This window comes from Croceitalea sp. P059 (assembly GCF_031846365.1).
Classification (GTDB): Bacteria; Bacteroidota; Bacteroidia; order Flavobacteriales; family Flavobacteriaceae; genus Croceitalea; species Croceitalea vernalis.
This window is the reverse complement of the sequence record NZ_JAVRHW010000016.1, coordinates 1-571: the sequence shown is the minus strand read 5'-3', so window position 1 is coordinate 571 and position 571 is coordinate 1. Positions and strand designations below refer to the sequence as shown.

At 37.0% G+C, this 571-nt stretch carries 1 protein-coding gene; it reads right to left on the bottom strand.

All coding sequences use genetic code 11. The features are described 5' to 3' along the window. On the bottom strand, window positions 1-571 hold a 571-nt coding region (locus tag RM542_RS14810), incomplete at both ends, for a discoidin domain-containing protein (RefSeq protein ID WP_311386529.1).

Genomic DNA, 571 nt, shown 5'->3' with positions numbered 1-571 from the left:
GAGCAGCATTAATGACAATATCTAAACTATCTTCGCTACTACAACCATTGCCATCAATAAAAGAATATGTTACGGTATAAGTCCCAGGTTCTTGATTTGTATCAAAAGTACCATTTGCGAGCGCATCACCTCCCCAATTTCCTCCACTTGGACTAGCTTGAAGGCTCTTAATTCCGTCATTTTCTTCAAATGGTCCAACAGCGACAATCGTTGCTTGTGGTGCTCCTGCACAAGGATCAATACTACCTCCTTGGCACCCTATAATTTGAATCTCAGCCATATGTAATGTTTGATTCGTTCCACTGAGTTGAATTCTTACATATCTGCCAGTATTTGAGAAATTGAAATTTTCTTGTAAACCTGCATTGCCGCTAAAGAATTGGTTTTCAACATTATTGTCGTCAATTAAGTCTTGTAACGATTGGTTTTCATCAAATGGCGTTGCTGAAATGAAGACATAAAAATTATTCAAACGCTGTTGCAGTTTGTCTGTTCTATTGTAGATTATTATTTCTTCTATAGTACTTAAATTCCCTAAATCTACTTGCCACCATGGTTGTGATTCTTCATT